At 73.4% G+C, this 21,147-nt stretch carries 16 protein-coding genes; 10 read left to right on the forward strand and 6 right to left on the reverse strand.

The window, feature by feature from the left end; translation table 11 throughout:
- Window positions 1-37: 37 nt before the first annotated feature.
- Window positions 38-1,396: an SWIM zinc finger family protein gene (locus ACZ4V1_RS05990; RefSeq protein ID WP_468329931.1), complete on the reverse strand. Its 1,359-nt coding sequence runs from the start codon at window positions 1,394-1,396 to the stop codon at window positions 38-40.
- A gap of 131 nt (window positions 1,397-1,527) precedes the next feature.
- On the opposite strand from ACZ4V1_RS05990, the gene ACZ4V1_RS05995 reads away from it, so the two are divergent.
- From ACZ4V1_RS05995 to sucD, 7 genes are all read left to right on the forward strand, one after another.
- Window positions 1,528-2,727, forward strand: a complete 1,200-nt coding sequence (locus ACZ4V1_RS05995) for an ATP-binding protein (RefSeq protein ID WP_468329934.1) — start codon at window positions 1,528-1,530, stop codon at window positions 2,725-2,727.
- A gap of 102 nt (window positions 2,728-2,829) precedes the next feature.
- Entirely contained in the window at window positions 2,830-5,481 is a 2,652-nt protein-coding gene (locus ACZ4V1_RS06000; protein ID WP_468329937.1) for a DUF5682 family protein, read from the forward strand.
- A complete protein-coding gene (locus ACZ4V1_RS06005) occupies window positions 5,478-6,647 on the forward strand; it encodes a VWA domain-containing protein (protein ID WP_468329940.1) in 1,170 nt (389 codons plus the stop codon). Before ACZ4V1_RS06000 ends, ACZ4V1_RS06005 begins: the two co-directional genes overlap by 4 nt.
- 246 nt (window positions 6,648-6,893) lie before the next feature.
- A complete protein-coding gene (locus ACZ4V1_RS06010) occupies window positions 6,894-8,060 on the forward strand; it encodes a hypothetical protein (protein ID WP_468329942.1) in 1,167 nt (388 codons plus the stop codon).
- A gap of 161 nt (window positions 8,061-8,221) precedes the next feature.
- Window positions 8,222-9,244: a hypothetical protein gene (locus ACZ4V1_RS06015; protein WP_468329945.1), complete on the forward strand. Its 1,023-nt coding sequence runs from the start codon at window positions 8,222-8,224 to the stop codon at window positions 9,242-9,244.
- A gap of 634 nt (window positions 9,245-9,878) precedes the next feature.
- Window positions 9,879-11,060, forward strand: a complete 1,182-nt coding sequence (sucC, locus tag ACZ4V1_RS06020; protein WP_468329948.1) for an ADP-forming succinate--CoA ligase subunit beta — start codon at window positions 9,879-9,881, stop codon at window positions 11,058-11,060.
- Between the two features lie 28 nt (window positions 11,061-11,088).
- Window positions 11,089-11,973: a succinate--CoA ligase subunit alpha gene (sucD, locus tag ACZ4V1_RS06025; protein WP_121748769.1), complete on the forward strand. Its 885-nt coding sequence runs from the start codon at window positions 11,089-11,091 to the stop codon at window positions 11,971-11,973.
- Between the two features lie 107 nt (window positions 11,974-12,080).
- Here the strand turns inward: sucD and ACZ4V1_RS06030 are convergent, their stop codons facing one another.
- The gene (locus ACZ4V1_RS06030) at window positions 12,081-13,451 is read right to left on the reverse strand and encodes a helix-turn-helix domain-containing protein (RefSeq protein ID WP_468329951.1); all 1,371 of its coding nucleotides are present in this window, start codon (window positions 13,449-13,451) and stop codon (window positions 12,081-12,083) included.
- 96 nt (window positions 13,452-13,547) lie between these two features.
- On the opposite strand from ACZ4V1_RS06030, the gene ACZ4V1_RS06035 reads away from it, so the two are divergent.
- A complete protein-coding gene (locus tag ACZ4V1_RS06035; RefSeq protein ID WP_468329954.1) occupies window positions 13,548-15,260 on the forward strand; it encodes a cell division protein PerM in 1,713 nt (570 codons plus the stop codon).
- A 349-nt stretch (window positions 15,261-15,609) separates the two neighbouring features.
- Here ACZ4V1_RS06035 and ACZ4V1_RS06040 read toward each other — a convergent pair whose 3' ends face one another.
- Window positions 15,610-16,413 carry a hypothetical protein gene (locus ACZ4V1_RS06040; protein ID WP_468329957.1) on the reverse strand — a complete coding sequence of 268 codons (804 nt, stop codon included), beginning with the start codon at window positions 16,411-16,413 and terminating at the stop codon, window positions 15,610-15,612.
- A gap of 373 nt (window positions 16,414-16,786) precedes the next feature.
- Between ACZ4V1_RS06040 and purN the strand changes: the two genes are divergently transcribed.
- On the forward strand, window positions 16,787-17,425 hold the full coding sequence (gene purN, locus ACZ4V1_RS06045) for a phosphoribosylglycinamide formyltransferase (protein ID WP_468329960.1): 639 nt from the start codon (window positions 16,787-16,789) through the stop codon (window positions 17,423-17,425).
- Window positions 17,422-18,993, forward strand: a complete 1,572-nt coding sequence (purH, locus tag ACZ4V1_RS06050) for a bifunctional phosphoribosylaminoimidazolecarboxamide formyltransferase/IMP cyclohydrolase (protein WP_468329963.1) — start codon at window positions 17,422-17,424, stop codon at window positions 18,991-18,993. The genes purN and purH overlap by 4 nt, the downstream gene beginning before the upstream one ends.
- Before the next feature lie 95 nt (window positions 18,994-19,088).
- On the opposite strand, the gene ACZ4V1_RS06055 is transcribed toward purH, so the two are convergent.
- The 3 genes from ACZ4V1_RS06055 to ACZ4V1_RS06065 all read right to left on the reverse strand — a co-directional run bounded on the left by ACZ4V1_RS06055 (window position 19,089) and on the right by ACZ4V1_RS06065 (window position 21,136).
- The gene (locus ACZ4V1_RS06055; protein ID WP_468329966.1) at window positions 19,089-19,682 is read right to left on the reverse strand and encodes a peptidoglycan-binding domain-containing protein; all 594 of its coding nucleotides are present in this window, start codon (window positions 19,680-19,682) and stop codon (window positions 19,089-19,091) included.
- A gap of 40 nt (window positions 19,683-19,722) precedes the next feature.
- Window positions 19,723-20,307, reverse strand: coding sequence for a peptidoglycan-binding domain-containing protein (locus tag ACZ4V1_RS06060; protein ID WP_468329969.1), 585 nt, complete (start codon window positions 20,305-20,307; stop codon window positions 19,723-19,725).
- A 181-nt stretch (window positions 20,308-20,488) separates the two neighbouring features.
- Window positions 20,489-21,136: a hypothetical protein gene (locus ACZ4V1_RS06065; RefSeq protein ID WP_468329972.1), complete on the reverse strand. Its 648-nt coding sequence runs from the start codon at window positions 21,134-21,136 to the stop codon at window positions 20,489-20,491.
- Window positions 21,137-21,147 lie beyond the last annotated feature (11 nt).

The following is a 21,147-nucleotide window of genomic DNA, read 5'->3' on the forward strand; positions in this document are numbered from 1 at the left end:
CCTTCCGCTTTCTTTCCGTTGCCGTTCTTGGGGGCGGTCAGCACAGCGGCACCGCCGGGCCCGGTCCGGCCGGCCAGGCCGCCAGCGGAGTGAAGCCCCGGTGCCCGCACTCGCCGAAGACCTTGACGGGCGCGCCGCCCGACAGGGCGACCAGGCGCCACAGGCCCGGACGGTCTCCGGCCCTCGGGGTGAGGGGCAGCGCCGTGTCCCCGTCGGCGTCAGCCAGTTGCCAATGGACGCCGTTCGGTACCGGGACGACCTGTTCCAGGGTCACCGGCACCGACTCCAGCCACGGATCGTCCCGGAGCGCCTCGCCGTAACGAACGGCCGCCTGCGACGTGGTCATCCCTTTCGGACGCAGCTCCGTGGGCGCGGGCGGTGCGAACCGTCTGCCCAGGGCCGCTCGCTGCTGCCCGGCGCCCGGATACGCCGACACCTCCGCGTCGAGGGCGAGTCCCACCGGTGGCGCCGGTTCCGGGGCCCGGCCCGCGGCGCCGTAGGAGAGGAGGAACACCGCGCGGTCCGTCTGTGCGCCGTACAGCCAGACGCGCCGGGTCGTCAGCCGTGCGTCCGCGGTGTCGTACTCGGCGAGGACCAGCCAGCGGTCCCGCACCGGGGTGCCGTCCGCGGAGGCCGACAGGCCGACACGTGAACGGACCGTCGCCGCCAGGCCGTCCGGCAGCTGCTCACGGCGCAGCCAGCCCTGGTCCAGAAGATGGAGAAGAGCGCACTCCTCCAGCAGCCGGACCGGCCACCCGGAACCCGACGACGGTATGGCGCCCAGCTCCCGCACTCGCGAGGCCAGCCCCGGCGCCTGGGCATCGACCATGCGGGCCGCCGTCTCCTCCCACAGCTCGTATCCCGTCTCTTCGGCGCCGGCCAGACCGCCGCGCAGCAGATCCGTCAGCCGCTGCTCCAGCTCCGTCGCGCCCGCGGTGATCCGCCCGGCACGTTGCTCCGCCCGGCGCCGCGCCGCCGCCGGATCGGCGGTCCCGGCCGCCGGGCCGGGCGAGTCGGGCGGCCCCTTCTTCTCCCGCGCACGCTCGCGGCGTCCGGCGATCCACCGCTCCGCCCAGTCCGGCGCCTTCGCCCCCGGCACCACAGCGTCGCCGCCCGCCCAGAGCAGCAGTAGTCCGAGCGCGTGCTTGCACGGGAACTTGACGCTCGGGCAGCCGCACTCGTACGCGGGCCCGGACGCGTCCGCGATGTCGACGACCGTTTGATACGGCTCGCTGCCGCTGCCCTTGCACAGCCCCCATACCGCCCCCTCGTCGGAACTCCCCACCTCGGACCACGGCCCCGCCGTGCCGAGTTCGCCGCCCGCTCTGCGTGACGCGGCATCAGGTGCCAGTGCCAGCACCTGGTCCGCGGTCCAGCGCACCCCCTGCTGAGTCATGCCATCGAAGGTAGGCCCCGCCACTGACAATCAGCTGAGCGAGAGCGTTTGTGCAGGTCAGAGCAATTGTCAGTGGCGTGGTGCACCGTGGATGACAGATCGAACCGGCCGAGCTGGAGGGGGAATCAGTCATGCCTGTGTCCGTAGAACCGACGCCCGCCGAACCGAGGCCCGTGGCACCGCCCGCAGTGGTACCGCCGCCCGCGGCCCCGACACCCGTCGAGCCGGGCCGAAGCGGGTCCGCGACCGGGGCGGAGGCGCTGCGTCCGCACGCCGAGCACGCGTTCGCGGCCGAACTCGCCGGGCTGGCCGCGCAGGACGACCGTCCGCGTCCGGCCCGCTGGAAGCTCTCGCCGTGGGCCGTCGCCACCTACCTGCTCGGCGGCACGCTGCCCGACGGCACGGTGATCTCCCCGAAGTACGTGGGCCCGCGCCGCATCGTCGAGGTCGCCGTCAGCACGCTCGCCACCGACCGCGCCCTGCTCTTGCTGGGCGTGCCCGGCACCGCGAAGACCTGGGTGTCCGAACACCTCGCGGCGGCCGTCAGCGGCGACTCGACCCTGCTGGTGCAGGGCACCGCCGGCACCCCCGAGGAGGCGATCCGCTACGGCTGGAACTACGCGCAGCTCCTCGCCCACGGCCCCAGCCGGGACGCCCTCGTGCCCAGCCCGGTCATGCGGGCCATGGCGGAGGGCATGACCGCCCGCGTGGAGGAACTGACCCGCATCCCGGCCGACGTGCAGGACACGCTCATCACGATCCTGTCGGAGAAGACCCTGCCGATACCGGAGCTGGGCCAGGAGGTGCAGGCGGTCCGCGGCTTCAGCCTGATCGCCACCGCCAACGACCGCGACCGCGGGGTCAACGAGCTGTCCAGCGCCCTGCGCCGACGCTTCAACACCGTGGTGCTGCCGCTGCCGGAGACCGCCGAGGCCGAGGTCGAGATCGTCTCGCGCCGTGTCGACCAGATCGGCCGCTCCCTCGACCTGCCGTCGGCGCCCGACGGCACCGACGAGATCCGCCGGGTCGTCACCGTCTTCCGCGAGCTGCGCGACGGGCTGACCGGCGACGGGCGCACGAAGGTGAAGACGCCCAGCGGCACCCTGTCCACGGCCGAGGCCATTTCGGTCGTCACCGGCGGCCTCGCGCTGGCCGCCCACTTCGGCGACGGGGTACTGCGGCCCGGCGATGTGGCCGCGGGCATCCTCGGCGCCGTCGTCCGTGACCCGGCCGCGGACCGTGTCGTCTGGCGGGAGTACCTGGAGACGGTCGTCCGCGAGCGCGCCGGCTGGCAGGACTTCTACCGGGCGTGCCGGGAGGTGAGCGGGTGAACGGTGGGTGGATGCGGACGCGGCGTGGAGTGGCTGTCGCGGTGAGCGGCTCGGCGGGTGACGACGGGGACTCGACCTGGCCCCGTAGGCGAGGGGGACGGTGTGCCGGGCACTGACGAGGCCGGGAGCGGTGGCAGCGGCAGGCCGGGCGGCGCCGGTGATCTCGGGGGCGAACCGCTGCTGCTGGGGGTGCGCCACCACGGGCCGGGGTCGGCTCGGGCGGTCCGGGCGGCGCTGGAGGCGGCCCGGCCGGGGGTCGTGCTGATCGAGGGCCCGCCGGAGGCCGACGCCCTGATTCCGCTGGCCGCCGACGAGGACATGCGGCCGCCGGTGGCGCTCCTCGCCCACTCCGTGGACGAGCCGGGCCGATCGGCCTTCTGGCCGCTGGCCGAGTTCTCCCCGGAGTGGGTGGCCGTCCGCTGGGCCCTGGAACACGACGTCCCGGCCCGCTTCATCGACCTCCCGGCCACCCACACGCTGGCGTGGCAGGCACCGGGGTCAGCGGGGGCGGAGGGAGAACAGGGGGAAGAGGAGGAACGAGGGGGACAAGGGGGACAGGGGGAGCAGAGGGGACAGGGGGAGAGGCCGGAGCCCGGGGAGCCCGGGGAGCCCGGCACGGGCGAGGGGGACGAGCCCGGTGCCGGGCTCCCCGACGTCCGGGCGGATCCGCTCGCCGCCCTCGCCGAGGCCGCCGGCCACGACGACCCCGAACGCTGGTGGGAGGACGTCGTCGAGCACCGCGGCACGGGCGACCGGGACGCGCTCGCACCGTTCACGGCGCTGGAGGAGGCCATGGGTGCGCTGCGGGAGACGGAGGAGGGCGGCGGACGCGACCGGGACCTCGTCCGGGAGGCGTACATGCGGCTCCGGGTACGGGCGGCGCGGCGTGAATTCGCCCAGGGCGTCGCCGTGGTCTGCGGGGCCTGGCACGTGCCCGCGCTCCGGCGCAAGGCCACCGTCGCAGCCGACCGGGCGCTGCTGAAGGGGCTGCCCAGGACCAAGGTGGACATGACCTGGGTGCCGTGGACCCATCGCAGGCTGTCCCGGGCCAATGGGTACGGGGCGGGTATCGAGTCGCCGGGGTGGTACGGGCACCTGTTCGGTGCGGCGGACCGGCCCGTCGAGCGGTGGCTGACCAAGGTGGCCGGGCTGCTGCGGGAGGAGGACCGGACCGTCTCCTCGGCGCACGTCATCGAGGCGGTGCGACTGGCCGAGACCCTCGCGGTGATGCGCGGCCGTCCGCTGCCAGGGCTCAGCGAGACGATGGACGCCGTACGGGCGGTGATGTGCGAGGGCTCGGACGTACCGCTGGCCCTGGTGTACGACCGGCTGGTCGTGGGGGACGTGCTGGGGGAGGTGCCCGCCGGGGCGCCGGCGGTGCCGTTGCAGCGGGACCTCTCCAGGCTCCAGCGGCGCCTGCGGCTCAAGCCGGAGGCGCCGGAGCGGGAGCTGGAGCTGGACCTGCGCAAGGAGACCGACGCGGGGCGCAGCAGACTGCTGCACCGGCTGCGGCTGCTCGGCGTCGGGTGGGGCGAGCCGGCCGCCTCGCGGGGCAGCACGGGCACGTTCCGGGAGACGTGGCGGCTGCGGTGGGAGCCGGAGTTGTCGGTGCGGGTCGCCGAGGCCGGGGTGTGGGGCACGACCGTGCTCGCCGCCGCGACGGCCAGGGCCGAGGCGGACGCCGTCACCGCGCGGGGCCTCGCCGAGGTCACCGCGCTCGCCGAACGCTGCCTGCTGGCCGAACTGCCGGACGCGCTCACCCCGGTCATGCGGATACTCGCCGACCGCGCGGCGCTCGACACGGACGTCGGCCACCTCGCCCGGGCCCTGCCGGCCCTGGTCCGTTCCCTGCGCTACGGCGATGTGCGCGGCACCGACACCGGCGCGCTCGCCGAGGTCGCCGCGGGCCTCGCCGAGCGGATCTTCGTCGGCCTGCCCCCGGCCTGCGCCGCGCTGGACGCCGACGCGGCCGAGGAGATGCGCCGGCACGTGGACGCCGTGCACGGAGCGGTGGGCCTCCTCGGCGACGCCCCAGCGCCGGGCCACGGCGACCTCCGGTCCCGCTGGCGGGCCGTGCTGCGCACCCTCTGCGCGCGGGACACCGTGCCCGGCGCCGTCCGGGGGCGCGCCGTCCGGCTTCTGCTGGACGACGGCGGGCTGGCGCCGGACGAGGCGGCGCGGCTCATGGGCCTGGTGCTGTCCCCGGGGACGCCACCGGCGGACGCGGCGGCCTGGATCGAGGGGTTCGTGGGCGGCGGCGCGGGCGGCGGCATGCTCCTCCTTCACGACGAGCGGCTGCTCGCCCTGGTCGACGACTGGCTGACCGGTGTACCGGCGGAGGCGTTCACGGACGTACTGCCCCTGCTGCGGCGCACCTTCTCGGCCTACGAGCCGGGAGTGCGCCGCACCCTCGGCGAGCTGGTCCGGCGCGGACCGGAGTACCGGGGGAGGGCGACGGCCGCTTCCGGCATACCCGGATTCGCGGCCGGGCTCGACACCGGACGGGCCGACGCCGTGCTGCCGGTGGTCGGGCTGCTGCTCGGCCTGGACCACCCGTCGGGCGCCGAGGGCGAGGCGGACACGGCACGCACCGTTGGTGCGACGGGTGCGACGGGTGCGACGGGTGCGACGGGCGCCGTGGGCGCCGTAGGTATGGGCGCCGTAGGTATGGGCGACGGGACCGCCGGTCCCGTTCCCGGCACCGGCGGGCGTCGGACGGGTGCCGACGCCGACCTTGTGGAGGTGGAAGCGTGACGACCGAGCCGGTGGACGGCAACACGGCACAGGAACGGCTGCGGCGGTGGCGGCTCGTGCTCGGCGGCGATCCGGCCGACGGCACCAGCTGCACGCTCTCCGGGCGGGACGCCGCGATGGACGGAGCGCTCACCGCGCTCTACGGGAAGGGGGACAAGCCACGGGCGGGGCGGAACCGTTCGGCGGGGCTGGGGGCTTCCGCGCCGGCGGTGGCGCGCTGGCTCGGAGACATCCGGGCCTACTTCCCCTCCTCCGTCGTGCAGGTCATGCAGCGGGACGCGATCGACCGGCTCGGCCTCGCCACGCTCCTGCTGGAGCCGGAGACGCTCCAGGCCGTGGAGGCCGACGTGCACCTCGTGGGCACGCTCCTCTCGCTCAACAAGGCGATGCCGGAGACGACGAAGGAGACGGCGCGGGCCGTGGTGCGCATGGTCGTCGAAGACCTGGAGAAGCGGCTCGCCACCCGCACCCGGGCCGCCCTCACCGGCGCCCTCGACCGCAGCGCCCGCATCAGCCGGCCCCGCCACCACGACATCGACTGGAACCGCACGATCGCGGCCAACCTCAAGCACTACCTGCCCGAGTACCGGACGATCGTGCCAGAGCGCCTCGTCGGCTACGGGCGGGCGTCCCGGTCCGTGAAGAAGGAGGTCGTCCTCTGCGTCGACCAGTCGGGGTCGATGGCGGCGTCCGTCGTGTACGCGTCCGTGTTCGGCGCGGTGCTGGCGTCCATGCGGTCGATAGACACCCGGCTCGTCGTCTTCGACACGGCGGTCGTCGACCTCACCGACCAGCTCGACGACCCGGTCGACGTGCTCTTCGGCACGCAACTGGGCGGCGGTACGGACATCAACCGCGCGCTGGCGTACTGCCAGTCACAGATCGCCCGGCCCACGGAGACGGTGGTCGTGCTGATCAGCGACCTGTACGAGGGAGGCATACGGGACGAGATGCTCAAGCGGGTCGCGGCCATGAAGGCGGCGGGGGTGCAGTTCGTGACGCTGCTGGCGCTGTCCGACGAGGGAGCACCCGCGTACGACCGGGAGCACGCGGCGGCGCTCGCCGCACTGGGCGCGCCGGCCTTCGCCTGCACGCCCGATCTCTTCCCGGAGGTGATGGCGGCGGCGGTCGAGAAGCGTCCCCTGCCGATACCGGATGCCGGGTGACGATTTGTCGATCCGAGGTGGCCCGATTCCGGTCGGTAAAACGGATATGACTACCCATCGGCGGCGCCGGGCTTGCACAACCTCCGGAGTCCCGTGCGAGGATCGCGCGTCGTATCGAAGTGTCGTATCGAAGTGTCGTGTCGATGCGTCGTGTCGATGTGGTGTTCGCATTGTTCGATGCCTGCGTTGTCCGGTGCGTTGTCCGGCGCGCGACCCGTTCCGCCGCACGGGAGGAATCCCCAGCTCTTGATCTGCTCAGCAGTCCTGCCCGGTGCCGCTCTGCGCGTGATGCGCACAGCGGCCGGGCGGCGTGCGCTGCACGTGGCGCTGCTGGTGGGTGGGTTGCTCGTGCTCGGGATGTTCTGCGGAGAGCGGGCACAGGCGGCCGAGGGGGCGCCGTCCGTGCGGGGTGCCATCGGTCAGGTCGTCGACGTGCCCCTGGAGCCCCTGGAGCGCCCGCGGGAAGCACGGGAGTCCACCGTCCCGCAGGACTCTCGGTCTGACCAGGACTCTCGAGCCGGCCATGACTCGCGGGCCGACCAGGAAGCCCGGACCGGACAGGGCTCCGTGGCCGGACAGGGCTCCGCGGCCGGCCGTGAGCCCGCGGCCGGCCGGGAGCCCGCAGTCGGCCGGGAGTCCGCGGCCGTCCCGGAGTCCGCGGCCGTCCAGGATTCCGGGGCCGACCGGGGCTTCGGAGCCGGCCAGGGGTCCAGCGCGGTGCTTTCGGGGCTTCGTCCCGTGGCCGAGGACGTCGTCCGGTCCGTTGAGGACCGGGTCGTGCGGCCGGTCGGTGACGCGGCGGGGAGGGTGACCGACGGCCTCGGAGCTGTCGCGCGGACGGAGGTGCCGCCCTTGGAGGCGTTGCCGCCGCTTCCTTCCTCGCCCTCGCCGACCCCGCCCTCGCTGCCGTCGTCGCCTCCGCTGTCGATGCTGCCGGACCCGTCCGGCCTGACCGACGTTCCCGGTCGGTCGACGCCGGTCGTCCCGGTCCCGTGGCCCGGGCCTCCGACCACGGCGCCGGACACCTCCGACACCTCCGACACTTCCGACGCCGCCGACGAGGCAGCCACCATCGGCGTCCGGGCCTCCGGCGGTGCCGGAGTCGCGGCGTACGCCGCGTACGGACCGACCGCCGTCGGCGGCGGGGCGCCCGGCGAGACGCACGTCGACGCCGACCGCGCCGTGCCCGCGCCCACCGAGCACACGCCCGCCCACGGGGCACCCGCCGGCGACCCCGACGGCAGGCTGGGCGCCGGGGCCGGTGCCGACCACGGCACCCCGCGTCACGGTGACGCACACGCGGTCACCCCGCATCACCGGATCCCGTTCCGACTCGTACCCGGCGCGCTCGTGCGCGTCGACGCGGCCGAGACGCGGGACCGGTACCGGGACATTCCCGTCTCTCCCGCCTAGAGCAGGGGCTTCCCCCGCCGCAGACCCGCCGCGCGGGGGCGGAGAGGTCTGCCCACCGTCCGGATGCTTCGCATTCTCCCGGGCGGTTGCCGCCGGCGCCGCATCACCCGGCCCGGCATCCGGAAATGTTCCCAAGCTCTTCGAAGGACCCTGACGCACCCATGAACACGAACATCCGCCGTTCCATAGTCATCGCCGCCGGCGTCACCGGCGCCTGGGCCCTGGGCTCCGCCGTGGCCAGTGCCGACGAGCTGCCGTCCGCCTCCGTGTCCGTCCCGGACGCCGTGACGGACACGGCTGTCGTGACGGACACGGCCGCCGAGGCCACCGAGGACGCCCCCGAAGCCGCGACCGACAACGCGACGGACGTCGTAGCGGCCACCGCCGACCAGACCGACGCCGTCACCGACGGCCGCACCGACGCCGACGCCGACGCCACCGCGCAGGCCGAGGCCGCCGCCGCCACCACCGACGACGTCGACTACCTCTTCGGCCCCCTCTCCGCCTTCGCGCCCGAGCTGGACCGGGCGCAGGCCGCCGCCCACGAGACGGGCGGCGCCGTCACCCCGCCGGTCGCCGACCGGGCCGTGGCCGGTGCCGTGCCGGTGGCCGAGAGTGTCGTCGCGGACGTGCGGCCGTACGCCACCGGAGTGGCCGGCCAGGTCACCGGCGACACCAGGGACGCCGTACTGCCGCCGGTCGCGAACACCGCCGTGGACGGCGCGGTGCCCGTCGCCGGGCAGGCCGTCCGGGACGCCGGCGGACTCGCGGAAGGTGTCGTGGGCGACGTCCGGCCCTTCGCGGGCGGTGTCGTCGGGGCCGTACCGCCGCTGGCGCACGGTGTGACCGGACAGGCCGGGGCGTTCGCGCACGGCGTCACCGGCGCCGTGCGGCCGGTCGTCGACACCGTGGCCGAGACGGTCCAGCCGGTCGCCGAGGGCATCGGCGGCAGCGCCACGACACTGGCGTACGGCGTCGGTGGCGAGGCGGCCCCGTTCACGCACGGCGTCGCCGGGCAGGCCGCCCCCTTCGCGCAGGACCTGACCGGGACCGTCCGGGACACCCCGCTGGCCGACCACACGGTCACCGGAGCGGAGGAGCTCGCGGAGTCGGTGACCCCGGCCTACGCGACGGACCTCCAGCACAGCGCCTACGGCGCGCTCGGCAACCCCTACGGGGTCTGACGTCCCACCCGCCTGGACATCGGGGATGTCAGGCGGACCACGGGCTTCGCGGAGCGCACGGCCCCGGACGGCCCGGCCGAAAGCCGTCGGCCTCCGTCCGGCCGTAGCCCCGCGGATCGGGTGGCCGGTCCCCATTGGGGTGGGGACCGGCTACCCCGCACCTCGGAGGGGCCGCACCCAGCGGCCCCCGGGGCGTTCCACGGGCCTCACCGGGTCAACCCCAGCCCGGTGAGGCCCCAGCCGGTTCGCGGTCCGGTGAGGCCCCCCGCCCCCGCCTCCTCCGGCCCCCGGAGCCGAAGCCTCCCCGGTTCCCGAAGCGCCCCGCCGAGCACCCCTTCCGCCCCTTCCACCGCCTCCGCCGCCCCTATCCACCGCTCCCTCCGCCACTCCCGTCGCCCCTCACGCCCGGCACGCCGTGCCAGTGAGCGCGGCATCATGTGACAGGCATCACCGCTCAGGTGTGACCCACGATTTAGAGACCCTCCGCAAGCGGCGATAACCTGCGAGACGGACATGCCGCGCGCTCGGACACCGTGTGCGCCCCCCTTGTGACTCACAGCGGACGTCACGTTGCCCTTCGCGGCACGCCCACGCATCCAACGAACCGCGAGATCACTGATAGGGACGGAAGCGCGTGGACCTGTTCGAGTACCAGGCGAGGGACCTCTTCGCCAAGCACGATGTACCGGTGCTGGCCGGTGAAGTCATCGACACGCCTGAGGCGGCGCGCGAGATCACCGAGCGTCTGGGCGGCAAGTCCGTCGTCAAGGCGCAGGTGAAGGTCGGTGGTCGCGGCAAGGCCGGTGGCGTGAAGCTGGCCGCCTCCGCGGACGAGGCCGTCGCCCGGGCGACGGACATCCTCGGGATGGACATCAAGGGCCACACGGTCCACAAGGTGATGATCGCCGAGACCGCCCCGGAGATCGTCGAGGAGTACTACGTCTCCTTCCTCCTCGACCGTGCCAACCGCACCTTCCTCTCCATCGCCTCCGTCGAGGGCGGCGTGGAGATCGAGGAGGTGGCGGCCACCCGTCCGGAGGCCGTCGCCAAGACCCCGATCGACGCGATCGACGGCGTGACGCCCGAGAAGGCGCGCGAGATCGCCGAGGCCGCGAAGTTCCCGGCCGAGGTCGCCGACAAGGTCGCCGACATCCTGGTCAAGCTGTGGGACACCTTCATCAAGGAGGACGCCCTCCTGGTCGAGGTCAACCCGCTGGCCAAGGTCGCGGGCGGCGACGTCATCGCCCTCGACGGCAAGGTGTCGCTCGACGACAACGCCGAGTTCCGTCACCCCGACTTCGAGGCCCTCCACGACAAGGCCGCCGCCAACCCGCTCGAGGCGGCCGCCAAGGAGAAGAACCTCAACTACGTCAAGCTCGACGGTGAGGTCGGCATCATCGGCAACGGCGCGGGTCTCGTCATGAGCACCCTGGACGTCGTCGCCTACGCCGGTGAGAAGCACGGCAACGTCAAGCCCGCCAACTTCCTGGACATCGGCGGCGGTGCCTCCGCCCAGGTCATGGCGAACGGCCTGGAGATCATCCTGGGCGACCCGGACGTCCGCTCCGTGTTCGTCAACGTCTTCGGCGGCATCACCGCCTGTGACGAGGTCGCCAACGGCATCGTCCAGGCGCTGAAGCTCCTGGAGGACCGCGGCGAGAAGGTCGAGAAGCCGCTCGTCGTCCGCCTCGACGGCAACAACGCCGAGCTGGGCCGCAAGATCCTCACCGACGCCAACCACCCGCTGGTGCAGCGCGTCGACACCATGGACGGCGCGGCCGACAAGGCCGCCGAGCTGGCCCACGCCGCCAAGTAAGCACTCAGGACGAGGACACCAACACACCATGGCTATCTGGCTCAACAAGGACAGCAAGGTCATCGTCCAGGGCATGACCGGTGCCACCGGCATGAAGCACACCAAGCTCATGCTGGGTGACGGCACCAACGTCGTGGGCGGCGTCAACCCGCGCAAGGCGGGTCAGTCCGTGGACTTCGACGGCAACGAGGTACCGGTCTTCGGCACCGTCAAGGAGGCCATCGAGAAGACCGGCGCCAACGTCTCCGTCATCTTCGTGCCGGAGAAGTTCACCAAGGACGCCGTCGTCGAGGCCATCGACGCCGAGATCCCGCTGGCCGTCGTGATCACCGAGGGCATCGCCGTGCACGACTCGGCCGCCTTCTGGTCGTACGCCGGCAAGAAGGGCAACAAGACCCGGATCATCGGCCCGAACTGCCCCGGCATCATCACGCCGGGCCAGTCCAACGTCGGCATCATCCCGGGCGACATCACCAAGCCGGGCCGCATCGGCCTGGTCTCGAAGTCCGGCACGCTGACGTACCAGATGATGTACGAGCTGCGTGACATCGGCTTCTCGACCGCCGTCGGCATCGGTGGCGACCCGATCATCGGCACCACGCACATCGACGCGCTCGCCGCGTTCGAGGCCGACCCCGAGACCGACCTGATCGTCATGATCGGCGAGATCGGCGGCGACGCCGAGGAGCGTGCGGCGGAGTACATCTCGAAGAACGTGACCAAGCCGGTCGTCGGCTACGTCGCGGGCTTCACCGCGCCCGAGGGCAAGACCATGGGCCACGCGGGCGCCATCGTCTCCGGTTCGTCCGGCACCGCCCAGGCGAAGAAGGAGGCCCTGGAGGCCGCGGGCGTCAAGGTCGGCAAGACGCCGACCGAGACGGCGAAGCTGGCCCGCGCCATCCTCGCCGGCTGACACCGCCCCGCCGGCTGGCACGGCCTCGTCGGCCGACGAGGCCCTGCCGGTACGCCGAGTGGCCCGCCCCGTGATCACGGGGCGGGCCACTCGGCGTACCGGCGGCGTCACTCGATTCGGGGCGTCAGCCGCTCCGGTCCGTCCTGCAACTGGTCCCGCAGCTTCTGCCGCAGCTCCAGCTCCTCGTCCGACAGCGCCCCCGGTGCCACCTTGGGCGGCACCCCACGCACCGTCTCACCCGGTGAGACGGGCGGCTCGTAGTGCGTCGGCGCGGTGCGCAGGGTCAGGGCCGTGGTCCCGATCAGGGCCGCCGTGAAGGCGATCGCGGCCCGGGTCCAGAACCGCGCCCGCCGTTCGCTGCCCAGCCGCACCGCCGGCGGCCTGGCCGCCCGCAGCCGTTCGGTCGACGCCAGCTCGGCCAGCCGCCGGTGCAGCGCCCGCGGGTCGGCCAGCGCGGGCAGCCGGTCGGCGACGGCCTCGCGGGCGCGCAGCAGCCGGTTCGCCGCGGCCGGGGTGCTCGCCTCGGTCTCCGCGGCCGTCTCGGGCAGGCCCAGGCCCACACCGTCGTGCAGCAGGAGTGTGCGGCGGTGCGGCGGGGGGAGTCTGAGCAGGGCGTTCAGCAGGGTGCGGTCGCCAGGGTCGGCGGGGGGCGGCTCCGGGTGCCGGTGGCGCAGTCGGAACCGCTGCCAGGGCGAGAGCGCGTACTCGTACGCCGCCGCCCGCACCCAGCCCACCGGGTCGCGGTCGCGGGCCACCTCTGGCCAGTGCTCCCAGGCGGCTTGGAAGGCACGTTCCACCGACTCGCGCGCCAGTTCACGGCGGCCGGTCAGCAGGAAGGTCTGCCGTACGAGCGCGGGGGCGCTGAACTCGTACAGCGCGTCGAAGGCCTGAGCGGGTGTCAGCGCGGCGGGCCCGGGCCTCGGCTCGGGCTGCGGTTCCGGTGCCGGTCCCGACTCTGCTGCCGGCTCCCCTTCGGCCAGTGGTCTCGCCGGGAGTACGAGGCTGTCGACGGCCTTCTCGGAGGCCTTCGCCGATCCGGTACCGACGGCCACGACGACGGGTACCGCCCCCGGAGCCGCCCCCGGAGCCGCTGCGGGAACCGCTTCCCGAGCCGCCTCCCGAGCCGCCTCCCGAGCCGCCTCCCGAGCCGCCTCCCGAGCCGCCTCGGGAATCGCATCCGGAACCGCCGGCGCAATCGCACCCGAAACCGCCTCCGGTACGGGTTCCGACGTCGGCCCGGTGGCGGGCGACGGCTGGGCCCGCCGTGCCGCCACCTCCTCGGCCAGGGTGTTCAGCAGCTTCGCGTACGCCTCCCGCTTCCGGCCGCGCGGGGTCGTGCGGCCGCTCTCCCACGCACGGACCGTCTCGCGGGTGACACCCACCCGCTCCGCGAGCTGAGCCTGCGTCAGGGCGGCGGTCTCGCGCAGACGTCGGCGTGCCTTGGGAGGGGGGAGCGGGGATGCGGGGCTCCGGGTCACAGCGCACCCCTTCGTACGAAAAAGTACATAAACATATATTGAGCGACACAGCGGAGCTTCGCCTGTTACGACGGTAAAGCGCGTGTCGTTGGGAGCATGGCGGTCGTGATGCAGACGACCGCTCGCAGAGCCCCGTTGTCCCTGCTGCGCACCCGGTGGCGCGACCGGTCGCCCGGGCTTGCCGCCGGCCTCCTGGGCGGCGCGGTCGCGGCGGGCCTGGGACTGGCCTCGTGTGCCGTGCTCGTGACGGTGCTTTGGATCAGCTCGCCGTACCCCGACAACGGACCCGGCGGCGCGCTGCACGTCGCCGCGTCGCTGTGGGTGCTGGCGCACGGGGCGGAACTGGTCCGTGCCGACACGCTCTCCGGTGCCCCCGCGCCCGTGGGCGTCACTCCGTTGCTGCTGCTCCTGCTGCCGGTGTGGCTGCTGCACCGGGCGGCCCGGGACGCCACCGACCCCGGCGACGGCGTGGGGGTGGCCGTGGGCGCCGGTGCGAAGGCGGGGGTCGGTGTGCGCCTGGGCGGGGGCGGGATCCTCCCGGACGCCGGACCACCGCCCGTCTCCGCGCGCAACGCCTGGGCGGGGGTCGTGTTCGGCTACCTCGCCATCGCCACGCCCGTCGTGCTGTACGCGGCGGGCGGTGCGCTGCGGCCCTCCGGGTGGGCGGCACTGTGCCTGCCGCTGGTGACCATGGGCGCGGCGGGCGCGGGCGTGTGGACGGCGTTCGGCCGGCCGGGCGGGCCGGTGGGGCGGGTGCTGCGCGTGCTGCCCCGCGACCTGCGGGAGCTGTTGGTGGAACCGGACGCGCGCCTGGGCGCCGCCACGCGCGCCGCGGGCGCCGGTGCGGCGGCGCTCGTCGGCGGCGGTGCGCTGCTGCTTGCGGTGTCGCTGGTGTGGCACGGCCCCGCCGCGCGGGAGGCGTTCGGGCAGCTGACCGAGGGCTGGTCGGGGCGGTTCGCCGTGCTGCTGCTCTGTCTGACGCTGGTGCCCAACGCGGCGGTGTGGGCGGCGGCGTACGCCCTCGGACCGGGATTCGTGCTCGGTGCCGGCCATGTCGTGGACCCCTTCTCCTCCGCCCCCGCACCGCTGCTGCCGCCGTTTCCGCTGCTGGCGGCCGTGCCGGACGCGGGCCCGGGCACGCCTGTGCACTGGGCGGCCGGGGCGGTGCCGCTGGTGACGGGGGTGGTGGTGGGGTGGTTCACGGCACGGGCGGCCACGGCGGGTGTGGTCACGAGGGATGCGGCCACGGCGGGTACCGGTACGGGGGCGGGCACGGGTGCGAGGTCGGGCGTGGGCGTGGGCGCGGGTGGGGCTGCGGTGGGGCCGCGTGCGGAGGTGGTGCCCGGTGGTGACGAGGCCGCCGGGATGTGGTCATGGCGGCGGACCGTCGCCGCCGCGGTACTGGCCGCCGGGCTGTGCGCGGTCCTCGTCGCCGTGCTGGCCGCGCTGGCGGGCGGTCCGCTCGGGGATGGCGCCCTCGCCAGGTTCGGGCCGGTGTGGTGGCAGGCCGGGGGCGCGACGCTGGTGTGGGTCGGGGTGGTGGCGCTGCCGGTGGCGGTGCTGGTGAGGGCCTGGCGGGGCAGGCGTTGGAGTCGCAGCGCGTCGAGGGCGGAGGCACCGGCTCCGGAGCCTGTGGTGGAGGGCGGGGAGGCGGATGGCACCGCTGGACGTCGGTGGGGGCGGGTGCCGCTGCTCTCGGTGGGGCGGTGGCGGGGGCGCGGGGACGCGGACGGCGATGGTGGTGGTGCCGAGGCACCGTACGATCTGCTGCCGGTCGACGCCCCCGGGGAGGCGCCGCGCACGCCTTGAGCCGCGCACGCTCGCGGACGCCCTGAGTCGCGCACGCCTTGGACTGCGTACGCCCTGAGTCGCGCACGCCTTGGACTGCGTACGCCCTGAGTCGCGCACGCCTTGGACCGCGGACGCCCTGAGTCGCGCACGCCTTGGACCGCGTACGCCGTGAGCCGCGCACGCCGGCTGTGGCGGGCCGGGGCCCCTTCGCCCGAAGCTGCTTGCGCGCCCTCGCCGCCCTCGCCGCCCTTGCCCTTTCCGTCCCCCGGGGCCGCGCCCCCGGATCCCGCTTCGGCCCCGAGCAGGCCTCGGCCTCCAGCGCCGGGCGGGTTGAGACGGCCGCGCCCGGCCTCGGGAAGCCGGTGTGTCAGTCCTCCGAGCCCAGCAGATCCCGGAGCTGCTCCGGGAGGTGGGTCTCGCAGTTCTGCTCCGCCGCGTTGGTCAGGGCGTCGTTCCGGCAGGTGTAGTAGTCGCTGTAGACCAGCTGGGCGCCGAAGGACGCGGCGACCAGGACGATGGCCAGGGAGGACGTGACCAGGCCGCTGATCGCGGCGGTTCGCTGCGGGCGGCCGGTCTGCTCGGCGGGCGGGGCCGGGGTGTCCGGATCCGAGGCGGCGCGGGGCTTGGCGCGCAGCGCGCTGATGCCCCAGTACAGGGCCAGGGCGCCGAGCAGCAGCGCCACGTACGGCCAGGTGAAGAGCGCGAAGAAGAGGGCCCACATGCCGCACAGCAGGGCATAGCGGGCGCGTCGCTGGGCTGGATCCGTCGGGTCCCAGCGCGGCCCCGTGCCGCCGCCCGACCCCTCGGGGCCGGAACCGGAACCGGAACCGCCGGGCCGCTCGCCGAAACCGCCGGGGGAGCGGCCCGGCTGCCGGTCGCTCCACTGCCGGCCCCACGGCGAACGCCCGCCGTCGCCCCGGGAGTCGCCGCCGTCGCCCGACGGGTGCCGCGGCTGCCAGGGACGGTCCGGCGTGCCCTCCGGGGGCGGTGCGAACGGATTGTCCTTCCCGTCGTCCTTCTCGGTGGCGCCGTCCCGCTCGCCGCCGTCCGTCCGGTCCGACGGGGTGTCGGGCGGTGAAGAGGGGCGCTCCCGCAGCAACACGGTGCTGCGCTCCCCTGGCTGCGCCGACTGCTGGGGGAGCGTGAGCAGTCGCAGGCTGCGGTCCGGCATCAAGTGAGCGTCTTCCCCTTGGCGACAATGAACGGGCGATCTGGTGAAACGGTCGATCTGGTGGAACGGTCGATCCGGTGGAACGGGCGTACCGGTCGGCACGACTGGTGAACGCGTGGCGCGCGGGCGGCGTTCCCGGTCCGGCTCCACGCAGACGCTACCTCCCGGCCACGCCCCCGTCCCGAGGGGGCCGCCCGGTGTGCCGGTATCGTTGCTGACGGTCGGCCGCTTCGTAGACTTCCCCGTATCCCGGGGCGCGAAGCATTCGTATGACTGCACAAACAGACGAACGTACAAAACATACGGCTGTGAAGAGCGACTGCCGTACGAATCCGACCCGCACAGACCCGCTCCCCCGAGAAAGGCCCCCACCGTGGCCGCCAAGCCCGTGGCCCAGCGAGCCAAGCGCCTAGTGGTGCTGGTCTCCGGATCCGGCACGAACCTGCAGGCGCTCCTCGACGAGATCGCCGCCACCGGCGTCGAGGCCTACGGAGCCGAGGTCGTGGCCGTCGGCGCCGACCGCGAGGGCATCGAGGGGCTGGCCCGTGCCGAGCGTGCCGGACTGCCGACGTTCGTGCGGAAGGTCAAGGACTACGGGACCCGCGACGAGTGGGACGCGGCGCTCGCCGGGGCCGTCGCCGCCCACGAGCCGGACCTCGTCGTCTCGGCCGGGTTCATGAAGATCGTGGGCAAGGAGTTCCTGGCCCGCTTCGGGGGGCGGTTCGTCAACACCCACCCCGCCCTCCTCCCCAGTTTCCCGGGGGCCCACGGTGTGCGGGACGCGCTCGCGTACGGCGCCAGGGTCACCGGATGCACCGTCCACTTCGTCGACGACGGCGTCGACACCGGACCGATCATCGCGCAGGGCGTGGTGGAGATCCGTGACGAGGACGACGAGAGCGCTCTGCACGAGCGCATCAAGGAAGTCGAGCGAAGGCTGCTCGTCGATGTCGTGGGGCGGCTCGCCCGCAACGGCTATCGCATTGAGGGACGAAAGGTAGTTATCCAGTGACCGCCACCGCCGAGAGCAACAAGCGGGCCATCCGTCGCGCGCTCGTCAGCGTCTACGACAAGACCGGGCTCGAGGACCTCGCCCGCGGGCTCCACGAGGCGGGCGTCGAACTCGTCTCCACCGGGTCCACGGCCGGCCGCATCTCCGCCGCCGGTGTCCCCGTCACCAAGGTCGAGGAGCTCACCGGCTTCCCCGAGTGCCTGGACGGCCGCGTCAAGACCCTGCACCCGAAGGTGCACGCCGGCATCCTCGCCGACCTGCGTCTGGACAGCCACCGGCAGCAGCTCGGCGAGCTGGGCGTGGAGCCGTTCGACCTGGTCGTGGTCAACCTCTACCCGTTCCGCGAGACCGTCGCCTCGGGCGCCACCCCCGACGAGTGCGTCGAGCAGATCGACATCGGCGGCCCGTCCATGGTCCGCGCCGCCGCCAAGAACCACCCCTCCGTCACGGTCGTCACCAGCCCCGCCCGGTACGCCGACGTGCTCTCCGCGGTGAAGGACGGGGGTTTCGACCTCGCCGCCCGCAAGCGGCTGGCCGCCGAGGCCTTCCAGCACACCGCCGCGTACGACGTGGCCGTCGCCTCCTGGTTCGCCTCCGAGTACGCCCCGGTCGACGAGTCGCGGTTCCCGGACTTCCTGGGCGCCACGTACGAGCGCGCCCACACCCTGCGCTACGGCGAGAACCCGCACCAGCCCGCCGCCCTCTACACCTCCCCCGAGGGCGGCGGCCTCGCGCAGGCCGAGCAGCTGCACGGCAAGGAGATGTCGTACAACAACTACACGGACACGGACGCCGCCCGCCGTGCCGCGTACGACCACGACGAGCCCTGCGTCGCGATCATCAAGCACGCCAACCCGTGCGGCATCGCGGTCGGCGCGGACGTCGCCGAGGCGCACCGCAAGGCGCACGCCTGCGACCCGCTGTCCGCGTTCGGCGGCGTGATCGCGGTCAACCGCCCGGTCAGCAGGGAGATGGCCGAGCAGGTCGCGGAGATCTTCACCGAGGTCGTCGTCGCGCCGGACTACGAGGACGGGGCCCTCGAAGCCCTCACCAAGAAGAAGAACATCCGCGTGCTGCGCGCCCCCGGGGCCCCCGCCGCCCCGGTCGAGGTCAAGCCCATCGACGGCGGCGCCCTCCTCCAGGTCACCGACCGCCTCCAGGCCGACGGCGACGACCCCGCCACCTGGACCCTGGCCACCGGGGAGGCGCTCTCCGAGGCCGACCTGGCCGACCTGGCCTTCGCCTGGAAGGCCTGCCGGGCCGTCAAGTCCAACGCGATCCTCCTCGCCAAGGACGGCGCCTCCGTCGGCGTCGGCATGGGCCAGGTGAACCGCGTCGACTCCGCGAAGCTCGCGGTGGAGCGGGCGGGCGCCGAGCGCGCGCAGGGCGCGTACGCCGCCTCCGACGCCTTCTTCCCCTTCCCGGACGGCCTGGAGATCCTCACCGCGGCCGGTGTGAAGGCCGTGGTCCAGCCGGGCGGTTCGGTCCGCGACGAACTGGTCGTCGAGGCGGCGAAGAAGGCCGGCGTGACGATGTACTTCACGGGGACGCGGCACTTCTTCCACTGACGCGGACGCCCGTGCCCCGGGCCGGTGCCCCGGGCCCGTGCCCCGGGCCGGTGCCCCGGGCCCGTGCCCCGGGCCGGCCCGGGGCACGGGAGGGGTCAGCGTTGACTGACGGTCTTGCTGCGGTGGTAGACGCGTGTCCCGCTCTCGAAGACCTGGACCCCGTCGCCCTGCATGATCTTGTGGAGATGGTAGGCGCCGCCGTCGTGGTACTTGGAGCTGTCGCCTCGGTGGAGCTCAACGAAGCCGAAGGGGCCGCCGCTGCGGTATCTCACGACGGAGCCGCTCCACTGGAGTCGGTCGTCGGCCTTGCTCCAAGTGGCGTCGCCGACCATGCCGTCGTCGTCGAGGCCGTGGCGCTGCTGCCACTTGATGGTGGCCGCCCTGGTCTGCGAACCGAAGTACCCGTCGACGTCCTGGAAGTCGAGCAGGTGCTCGGAGACCAGGATGCTCTGCCAGAGCATGACGATGTCGGTGTTCGAGGACTCCCCGCAGCCGGAGCACAGTGAGTTGCCGAGTTCGTCGAAGTGGTCGCCGAAGTCGTCGGTCAGGGAGCCGGCGCCGTCCACGAACGAGGTGCTGTAGGCGCCGGAGTTACCCGCGTACGCCGCGTGTGCGGGGCTGACGGTCAGCATCATCGACAGTCCTGCGGCGAGAGCCCCGAGACCGAGTCTGCAGCGAGTCCTGCGCATGTGTGTGTCCTCCTGGCATCGAGAGATCAGGTGTGCGGGTTCAGAGGGTGGTCAGGGAGCGGAACTGGATCCGGTAGCCGCGCATCGACTTGACGCCGTCGTACTGGTAGACCTCGTCGAGTCTGTAGGCCCCGCTGTCCGTGTCCTTCGACGTGCTGCCGCGGTTGAAGATCGCCGCACCGGTGTTGTACTTCCCGGTGTAGGACACATCGATCCTGGACAGCCATACGAGCCGGTCGTCGGCCTTGCTCCAGGTGTTGTCGCCGACCTTCCCGTCCGCGCTCAGGCCGTAGCGCTGCTGCCACTTGATGGTGGCGTTCCTCGTCGTGGGGCCGAACTGGCCGTCGATGTCACTGAGATCGAGCAGGTCCTCGGCCGCGAGGATGCTCTGCCAGAGGACGACGATGTCGGTGTTCGAGGATTCTCCGCAGCCGTAGCAGAGAGAGTTGCCGAGTTCGTCGAAGTGGTCGCCGAAGTCGTCGGTGAGAGAGCCGGCGCCGTCCGCGAACGAGGTGCTGTACGCCCCGGAGTTCTGTGAGTACGCGGCATGCGCGGGACCGATGGTGAGCACCGTGGCCAGTCCCGAGGCCAGGGCGGCGAGGCCGATCTTCCATTGCTTCTTCAACGTGAGTTCCCTTCCGGCGGAGGTCGTGTGCTCAATGTGCGGGATGTGCGGGAGCCGGAGTACCTGCAAAGTTCCAGGGCGCGCCGTGCGGAGCTGGTCGGCCGGTGCACACAGCAGGCGACTGGACCGGGCCCCTCGTCACTCTTCGCGGACGGGGCCTGGGCCCTGTTCGTCGGTGGGCTCAGCCTCGGGCGGACCAGGGTGCGGTGAGGACACCGGCCCCGGCTCCCAGCCGGTCGGACCACTCCTGGAACTTCGGGGCGACGCGCAGCAGCTCGCCGCTGCCCGGCCCGGCAGCCAGGTAGTAGAGGGACTCGTCGACGGAGTCGTCGTCGCCGCCCCAGCGGACCGTTCCGGCGCAGTCCCCGACGATCTCCCGGATCGTTCGGACCTGCTGCGGGAAGTAGCTGCCCCGCGACCTGGCGCCGGGGACGATCCGCAGGGCCGTGCCCGAGGACAGATTGGATGCGGGGCTCGTCAACGGTGTGCGGCCGATTCTGCTCCAGCCCCGCAGATCGCCGGCGCGGAGCTCTTGGACCTCGTAGTGGAAGCGGCGCGCTATGTGCAGCAGAAGCAGTTCCGGCAGCCCGATCCTCACGTCCACGTGGAGTCCGGTTCCCGAGACGGAGCGGGTCAGGACCGTCGAGACGTGGTTGGCCTGGTTCTGGATCTCCCAGCCGTTCTGCGAGAGCGGGCGCCTCGTCGGCCGGGCGTGAGGGGTCGACGCGGTGCGGCCGGCTGCCGTGGCCGCGCCGGTCGGAAGGAGAAGAGCGGATGCTGTCGCGGTACCGACGGCCAGGACGGAACGTCGGTTCAGGTGTGCGCTCATGTCGAAGCCCT

The organism is Streptomyces sp. NPDC028991 (assembly GCF_055564775.1).

Coding starts and splice junctions, on each gene's coding strand:
- ACZ4V1_RS06035 (WP_468329954.1), top strand. CDS start 13,548: ATGGCGGTCGTGATGCAGACGACCGCTCGCAGAGCCCCGTTGTCCCTG.
- ACZ4V1_RS06040 (WP_468329957.1), bottom strand. CDS start 16,413: ATGCCGGACCGCAGCCTGCGACTGCTCACGCTCCCCCAGCAGTCGGCG.
- sucD (WP_121748769.1), top strand. CDS start 11,089: ATGGCTATCTGGCTCAACAAGGACAGCAAGGTCATCGTCCAGGGCATG.
- ACZ4V1_RS06055 (WP_468329966.1), bottom strand. CDS start 19,682: ATGCGCAGGACTCGCTGCAGACTCGGTCTCGGGGCTCTCGCCGCAGGA.
- ACZ4V1_RS05990 (WP_468329931.1), bottom strand. CDS start 1,396: ATGACTCAGCAGGGGGTGCGCTGGACCGCGGACCAGGTGCTGGCACTG.
- ACZ4V1_RS05995 (WP_468329934.1), top strand. CDS start 1,528: ATGCCTGTGTCCGTAGAACCGACGCCCGCCGAACCGAGGCCCGTGGCA.
- ACZ4V1_RS06015 (WP_468329945.1), top strand. CDS start 8,222: ATGAACACGAACATCCGCCGTTCCATAGTCATCGCCGCCGGCGTCACC.
- ACZ4V1_RS06065 (WP_468329972.1), bottom strand. CDS start 21,136: ATGAGCGCACACCTGAACCGACGTTCCGTCCTGGCCGTCGGTACCGCG.